This window comes from Paenibacillus sp. IHB B 3415 (assembly GCF_000802655.2).
Taxonomy (GTDB): domain Bacteria; phylum Bacillota; class Bacilli; order Paenibacillales; family Paenibacillaceae; genus Paenibacillus_AQ; species Paenibacillus_AQ phytohabitans.
In genome coordinates, this window is the sequence record NZ_JUEI01000009.1 from 86,801 (window position 1) to 92,800 (window position 6,000).

Annotated in this window: 11 protein-coding genes and 1 pseudogene; 9 read left to right on the plus strand and 3 right to left on the minus strand. The window is 48.5% G+C overall.

Features of this window, described 5'->3' with window-relative positions:
• Positions 1 to 39 precede the first annotated feature (39 nt).
• Positions 40 to 1,161, minus strand: coding sequence for a tRNA 2-thiouridine(34) synthase MnmA (gene mnmA, locus QW71_RS05615; RefSeq protein WP_200905890.1), 1,122 nt, complete (start codon positions 1,159 to 1,161; stop codon positions 40 to 42).
• A 319-nt stretch (positions 1,162 to 1,480) separates the two neighbouring features.
• Here mnmA and cymR point away from each other — a divergent pair, with 319 nt between their 5' ends.
• Positions 1,481 to 1,900 (plus strand): cysteine metabolism transcriptional regulator CymR, encoded by a 420-nt coding sequence (gene cymR, locus QW71_RS05620; RefSeq protein ID WP_039294546.1) that lies wholly within the window; start codon positions 1,481 to 1,483, stop codon positions 1,898 to 1,900.
• A 67-nt stretch (positions 1,901 to 1,967) separates the two neighbouring features.
• Here cymR and QW71_RS36940 read toward each other — a convergent pair whose 3' ends face one another.
• Together QW71_RS36940 and QW71_RS37795 are read right to left on the minus strand one after the other, a co-directional pair.
• Positions 1,968 to 2,459 (minus strand): tyrosine-type recombinase/integrase, encoded by a 492-nt coding sequence (locus QW71_RS36940; protein WP_052769908.1) that lies wholly within the window; start codon positions 2,457 to 2,459, stop codon positions 1,968 to 1,970.
• Positions 2,435 to 2,794 (minus strand): hypothetical protein, encoded by a 360-nt coding sequence (locus QW71_RS37795; protein WP_052769909.1) that lies wholly within the window; start codon positions 2,792 to 2,794, stop codon positions 2,435 to 2,437. Before QW71_RS37795 ends, QW71_RS36940 begins: the two co-directional genes overlap by 25 nt.
• Before the next feature lie 200 nt (positions 2,795 to 2,994).
• Between QW71_RS37795 and QW71_RS05630 the strand changes: the two genes are divergently transcribed.
• The 8 genes and pseudogenes from QW71_RS05630 to QW71_RS05660 all read left to right on the plus strand — a co-directional run.
• A complete protein-coding gene (locus tag QW71_RS05630) occupies positions 2,995 to 3,279 on the plus strand; it encodes a hypothetical protein (protein ID WP_039294549.1) in 285 nt (94 codons plus the stop codon).
• A gap of 15 nt (positions 3,280 to 3,294) precedes the next feature.
• On the plus strand, positions 3,295 to 3,717 hold the full coding sequence (locus QW71_RS40880; protein WP_039294552.1) for a hypothetical protein: 423 nt from the start codon (positions 3,295 to 3,297) through the stop codon (positions 3,715 to 3,717).
• Between the two features lie 281 nt (positions 3,718 to 3,998).
• Complete coding sequence (locus QW71_RS05640; protein ID WP_152679700.1) at positions 3,999 to 4,490, plus strand: hypothetical protein; 492 nt, start codon at positions 3,999 to 4,001, stop codon at positions 4,488 to 4,490.
• Between the two features lie 13 nt (positions 4,491 to 4,503).
• Positions 4,504 to 4,668 (plus strand): XkdW family protein, encoded by a 165-nt coding sequence (locus tag QW71_RS39725; protein ID WP_152679701.1) that lies wholly within the window; start codon positions 4,504 to 4,506, stop codon positions 4,666 to 4,668.
• A gap of 83 nt (positions 4,669 to 4,751) precedes the next feature.
• The gene (locus QW71_RS05645; RefSeq protein ID WP_268794607.1) at positions 4,752 to 4,988 is read left to right on the plus strand and encodes an XkdW family protein; all 237 of its coding nucleotides are present in this window, start codon (positions 4,752 to 4,754) and stop codon (positions 4,986 to 4,988) included.
• Positions 4,988 to 5,170 (plus strand): XkdX family protein, encoded by a 183-nt coding sequence (locus QW71_RS05650; RefSeq protein ID WP_039294561.1) that lies wholly within the window; start codon positions 4,988 to 4,990, stop codon positions 5,168 to 5,170. The genes QW71_RS05645 and QW71_RS05650 overlap by 1 nt, the downstream gene beginning before the upstream one ends.
• Before the next feature lie 28 nt (positions 5,171 to 5,198).
• Positions 5,199 to 5,635 (plus strand): annotated as a pseudogene (locus QW71_RS36945) (holin family protein).
• The coding region (locus tag QW71_RS05660; RefSeq protein WP_039294564.1) for a M15 family metallopeptidase at positions 5,622 to 6,000 on the plus strand (379 nt) is incomplete at its 3' end. The pseudogene QW71_RS36945 and the gene QW71_RS05660, both read left to right, overlap by 14 nt.

Genomic DNA, 6,000 nt, shown 5'->3' on the forward strand with positions numbered 1-6,000 from the left:
TTTTGTATTTATGGGGCTTAGCTCCGACAGGTGATGCAGTTACACCTGCGGCAGCGGCACAACCTTCTCGGCAGTCTCAATGGTTCCGCCGCCCAGACACGTATCACCAAGGTAGAACACCACAGCCTGTCCCGGCGTGATCGCCTTCTGCTGAACATCAAATGCAACATGCACGGTTCCGTCCTCCTGCTTCGTCAGCGTAACACCCTGATCCGGCTGGCGGTAGCGGAACTTGGCGGTGCACTTCAGCGGGGTGTCGCCAAGTGTATCTGCATCGATCCAGTTCACACCCGAAGCTGTGAGGCTGGTGGAGTACAGGCTGACATGCTTCTCGCCCTGTACAACATACAGGGTATTGCTTGCCAGATCCTTCTCGGCCACGAACCACGGTTCACCTGTGCCGGAGCCGCCGATGCCAAGACCCTGGCGCTGGCCCAGCGTGTAATACATGAGGCCGTCGTGACGGCCTTTGACTTCACCGGTGGCGATATCGACCATATTGCCCGACTGTGCCGGCAGGTATTGGCTCAGGAATTCGCGGAAATTACGTTCTCCGATGAAGCAGACGCCGGTGCTGTCTTTTTTCTTGGCGGTGTAGAGTCCGGCTTCCTCGGCAATTCTCCGCACCTCCGGCTTCGGCAGATGCCCGATCGGGAACATGGCCTTGGAGAGCTGATACTGGTTCAGTGCGTTGAGGAAATAAGTCTGGTCTTTGTTGTTGTCCACGCCGCGCAGCAGCTTGAACATGCCGTCCTCTTCCACTACCCGGGCGTAGTGCCCGGTAGCCACGTAATCTGCGCCAAGCTGCAGCGCTTTGTTCAGGAATTCCCCGAACTTGATCTCGCGGTTGCACATCACATCCGGATTCGGTGTCCGGCCTGCCTTATATTCTTCGAGGAAATAGGAAAAGACTTTATCAAAGTATTCCTTCTCGAAATTAACGGTATAGTAAGGAATATCGATCTGCTCGCACACGCGGCGCACATCCTCGGCATCGGTCTCAGCCGTACATACGCCGAACTCGTCGGTATCATCCCAATTCTTCATGAAGATGCCGATGACATCATAACCCTGCTGCTTCAGCAGAAGCGCTGTAACAGAGGAATCGACCCCACCCGACATACCGACGACGACACGGATATCCTGATTAGCTTTTGTCATCGTGATCACCATTTTCTATGCACAAAATACCGGCGTTCTGACTGAACACCCGGCTCATTGTGTATTATAACATACCTGTCTACCCCAAACAGGAGAAAGCTGTTATAAATTATAGCGGAAAACGGTTCAAAATTGACAATTTGTCCACCACTGGTGAACAAAATCGCGAATTATTCCCGTTGGGTGTTCCAAATGTGTCCAAAGATATGATAACATAAGCTGAGAGCAAACATCGGAATACGTTGATATGACATATCTCATGTCTAACCAGCGAAACAGGAACCACAGAACCAGCAACTAAACCGAAAGAGGTGCCCCTTTGAAAATATCAACCAAAGGACGTTACGGATTAACCATTATGATGGAGCTTGCCCTAAGATTTGGTGAAGGGCCAACATCACTTAAGAGCATTGCCGAGAAAAACGGACTTTCCGAGCATTATCTGGAGCAACTGATCGCCCCGCTGCGTAATGCCGGACTTGTAAAAAGTATCCGCGGCGCATACGGCGGGTATATTCTGTCCCGCGAGACCAGCACCATTACTGCCGGAGACATCATCCGCGTACTGGAAGGCCCGATTTCTCCTGTGGACTTCACAGAAGAAGATGACCCGGCCAAGCGCGACCTGTGGCTGCGCATCCGCGACAGCATTGCCGATGTGCTGGACTCCACCACATTATCCGATCTGATCAACTTCAAGGAAGAGAGCCACGCGGATAATTATATGTTTTATATTTAGCAGGGGCTTGAATCCTGTTGATTTCAAAGGGATTTTTGAAAAGTGTTACCCGCAAATTACCCGCATATTACTGATTCATTGCCCATTCAAAGTCGTCTGCAATTTCGTATTGCCGTTGCTTTGTTACATGGAGATAGATCAATTCAGTTACTTTAGAATTGCTTTTATGGCCGATACGGGCCTGGATCTCTGGTAATCCTACACGCGGATTCGATGCGAGTAGGGATACATGTGTGTGACGTAGGCTATGAGGTGTAAGCTGGGGTGGTAGCCCGGCTTTCCCTAGCACTGCTTTCATAATTTTAGGCATAGACGTAATTTGGATTGGATATCCTGGCAGGGATGGACACCAGAAGACGAAGTCATCTTTTGGGTTAAAGGTTTTGGCAGACAGTTTTTCTTCACGCTGCCATCCTTTTTGTAGCTCCAGAGCTTTAGCTACAGTGTCGCCAAAACTAATTATCCGTTCACTCTGATCATTCTTTGTAGGGATAAAAATGTAATCACGGACGCTTGTACCGTAAATCTGCTTGTTTACATCAATTGTCCGTTTTTCCATGTCGATGTCTTCCCACTGCAAGCCGCCGCTTCACTGATTCGTAACCCTGTATAGGCCAATACGACGAATAAAGCCCATAGGTTAATAGTTAATATGAACCTACACAACTGAAGAAAAGCTTTCAACTCGTCCTTCTCAAGAAATTTTGGGAGGACTTGTTTTTTCTCTCCCTTTTTTCTTGCTACTTTTTTATCTTTTGGGATTACGGCATCTGCAGTTGGATCGGATTCTATTAACCCATTTCTTTTGGCATGTTTAAACATGAGAGAAGCTGCGGTATGGACTGCTGTAATTGTATTTCGGCTTTTTCCTTCTTCCTTCAGGTTGTATAACAATTCTTGATAAAACCCCGCAGTTACCTCAGGTAAAGTAAAACCTCCAAATTTTTTAGTATGATTCCCAGTCCATACTTCCTGTTTTTAATCGTATTTCCGGTTGGCTCACGTTCAATAATGTAATGCTTAAGCCAACTTTTACGACGGTAACCGCTTCTGATGTGGGTTTGGGCAACGTCACAAACGAGAGTAAGGCTACCATGTTCGCAAGTCCAGCGCTGACTGGCGCACCTACGGCTCCTACTGCAGCAGCCGGTACCAATTCAACGCAATTAGCCACGACAGCATTTGTGGAGGCTGTCCGTGCTATCTTGGCTGCAGCAGATGCTCTTAAGGCTCCGTTAGCATCCCCTGCTTTCACGGGCAATCCAACAGTGCCCACGCAGGCTACCTCAGACAACAGTACAAAGGCGGCAAGTACCGCCTATGTTCAGTCTCAGGGATACCTTAAGGTAACTGACACCATTGACGGCGGCACATTTTAAGGAGGAGAGCGCAATATGGCAAATAAGATACAGTTAAGACGTGGCACTAAGGCGCAACTGGCAACGATTGGAGCCTTAGCGGCGGGGGAGCCTGGTTATACCACGGATAGCAAGGAGCTATTTATAGGTAATGGGGCCGGAGCCAATACACCTGTGGTTACAGCGACTTCAGCAGATATTACCTACTATGTCCGTACAGATGGTAATGATAGTAATACGGGGCTGGTGAATACTGCGGGCGGGGCATTTAAGACAATAGGCAAGGCAGTCAGTATGATACCTCAGACCGTTAATCATGTGGTATCAGTGAACGTTGCTGCGGGAACTTACGCAGAAAGTGTACTAATATCCGGTAAAATAGGCAGTGGATATATTGGGTTTACAGGTTCGTCTTCGATTGTTAATCATTCACGTTTGAAAGATGTCAACGAATTTTAGTGAATGGTTTCACTGCTACTTCAACAGCATCAAACGCTTTCTATGCTTATGATGGAGGAATGGTCAATTTTATTAGCTGCATAGTGAATGCTTCTAGCTCTAATACAGGAATTGGCATCTTTAATCAACGCGGAATAGTCGAGGGGTGTACGATATCTAATCGCGGAACCGGAATTCAGGTCGAGAAGGGGCAAGTAACCGTTGTGAATTGTACAGGAACCGGAAATTCCACGGCTATTCTTCCGAGTGGCGGGGCACTGGTTAACACTGCGGGGACTATAATGAACGGAGCGCTTGACGGCTCGAATGGAGGCGTTATTAACCCATGGGGAGATAATACCTCAGCACCACGTAGCTATATTTTCTCCAGAATATCAGCAGAACAAGCTATAGCCCAAAACGCTTTTACCAAAGTAGCTTTTGATTCACCATGGTCAGATCACTTGAGCGAGTATTCAGTAGTCAACAGAAGGTTTACAGCAAAGAAGAGTGGTATTTATTTGGTGGAGGCCGGTGTTCAAACAACATCGACTACGCCATCAGGGGCAGTCTTAGTAATGACAGTATACAAAAATGGCGGCAGATATAGAGATCTTGGTACGTATGTGAAAAGCGGAGCGATTGGGGAAATTCTCACACAAGGCGCGGTTTCGATGGAATTAACAGCGGGGGAACACCTTGAAATTTGGGTTTATACCAATGTTTCGGGAATGTCTCTTTATGGAAATCCTGACGGAATATTATGTCACTTCTCTGTTACGCAAATAGCTTAAAGGAGGGATAAAGATGAATATAGCACTAGCAATCATGTATCTACATCCTGGCGCTGATCCGATGAGGGACTTTATTGTGCAGGACAACGGCCCGGAGCCGGTGCTGCGACCCGGTGCCGAAGTCAAAGGCCGCGTCCGGTATGAGATTAAACGGCCTGAAGAAGGCGAGAACCAGTAGAGGGCGTACACTACCGTTACGGAATCGACTATAACCTGCTGACGGAGGGCGAGGATTACGACCTTGTAGAGCGTGGGCCGTATATCGCAGTGTGGAAGCTGGACGAGCCACAGCCCACAGAAGCAGAGCTGCAAGCAGCCTGGGAAGCCTACCAGGAGGCCGAATCCAACACCCCGCCGCAGCTGACGGAGATCGAGCAAATGCAGATGGATAATGCCGGTATATTGTTGGAGCTGGCCCAGACACAGGCGAGGCAAGAACAGCAGGAACAGAATCAGGCTGCCTTACTCCTCAGTCTTGTGATGGGAGGTGTATTGTAATGGACTGGTACGCATTAGTTAAGCGCTACTACGCTGCAGGGCTTTACTCAGCAGCGCAAGTGCAGGTATTTGTCACAGCCAAAAAGATTACAGCTGATCAGGCTACAGAGAATTACAACCAGCGCCGAATAGTAGGCGTTTTTATTTTGCCCTCGGAGCTGCTTCGGGGGCAATTTCTTTAGGGAGAAATCATAGAGAGGTCGGGGGAGTATGGATGATAAGGCTCACATCGTAAAGGCAGTGTCTGCAGCTGCTGGGGCAACTGTAGGCTACTTATGGGGAGGGTGGACCGTTATGTTACAAGCACTGTTGTGTTAGTCATTGTTGATTTTGTAACCGGATGGGCTGCCGCCTGGATAAAGGGAGAGTTACGGTCCATGAAAGGTTATATCGGCGTGGCCAAGAAGATATCCATTTTTATGTTTATTACCGTGGCACATGTAATCGATATGGTGTTAGGAGACATGCACTACTTGCGGGATGCAGTAGTGTTTTTTTATATGGCAAATGAATTGCTGAGCATTATCGAAAACGCCGGGAAGATGGGCGTACCGATGCCGCCAGTGCTGAGGGATGCTGTCGCAGTCCTTGAGAGCAAAGCAGGTGGCAAGAAAGAGGAGGCGAAACAAAACGATGTTGACGCTTGAACAGGTAAAGCTTAAATCGATGTCCAAGATTGAGAAATTGCATCCGGTCCTTGTAGCGGCTACGATGGCGCTTATTGAGCGCTGCTACGCCCGAGGAGTCAGTATAGTCATTACCCAGGGGCTACGGACCAACGCAGAGCAGGATGAACTTTACGCGCAGGGCCGGACCAAACCAGGCTCCATTGTCACCAATGCTAAAGGCGGAACCAGTTACCATAACTACGGAGTAGCTATTGATTTCGCGCTGCTTCTTAATGATGGCCGCGTTGTTTCCTGGGATACCAAACTTGACGTAGATAAAGACGGCATTGCGGACAGTACACTTGCAAGAAACCTAACATTAGATCAACGGAAGATATCGGAGG

Bases quoted from the DNA above. Each gene is read 5' to 3' on its own strand.
- QW71_RS39725 (WP_152679701.1), top strand. From the start codon at position 4,504: ATGAATATAGCACTAGCAATCATGTATCTACATCCTGGCGCTGATCCG.
- QW71_RS05650 (WP_039294561.1), top strand. From the start codon at position 4,988: ATGGACTGGTACGCATTAGTTAAGCGCTACTACGCTGCAGGGCTTTAC.
- mnmA (WP_200905890.1), bottom strand. From the start codon at position 1,161: ATGACAAAAGCTAATCAGGATATCCGTGTCGTCGTCGGTATGTCGGGT.
- QW71_RS05640 (WP_152679700.1), top strand. From the start codon at position 3,999: ATGAACGGAGCGCTTGACGGCTCGAATGGAGGCGTTATTAACCCATGG.
- QW71_RS05630 (WP_039294549.1), top strand. From the start codon at position 2,995: ATGTTCGCAAGTCCAGCGCTGACTGGCGCACCTACGGCTCCTACTGCA.
- QW71_RS36940 (WP_052769908.1), bottom strand. From the start codon at position 2,459: ATGGAAAAACGGACAATTGATGTAAACAAGCAGATTTACGGTACAAGC.
- QW71_RS40880 (WP_039294552.1), top strand. From the start codon at position 3,295: ATGGCAAATAAGATACAGTTAAGACGTGGCACTAAGGCGCAACTGGCA.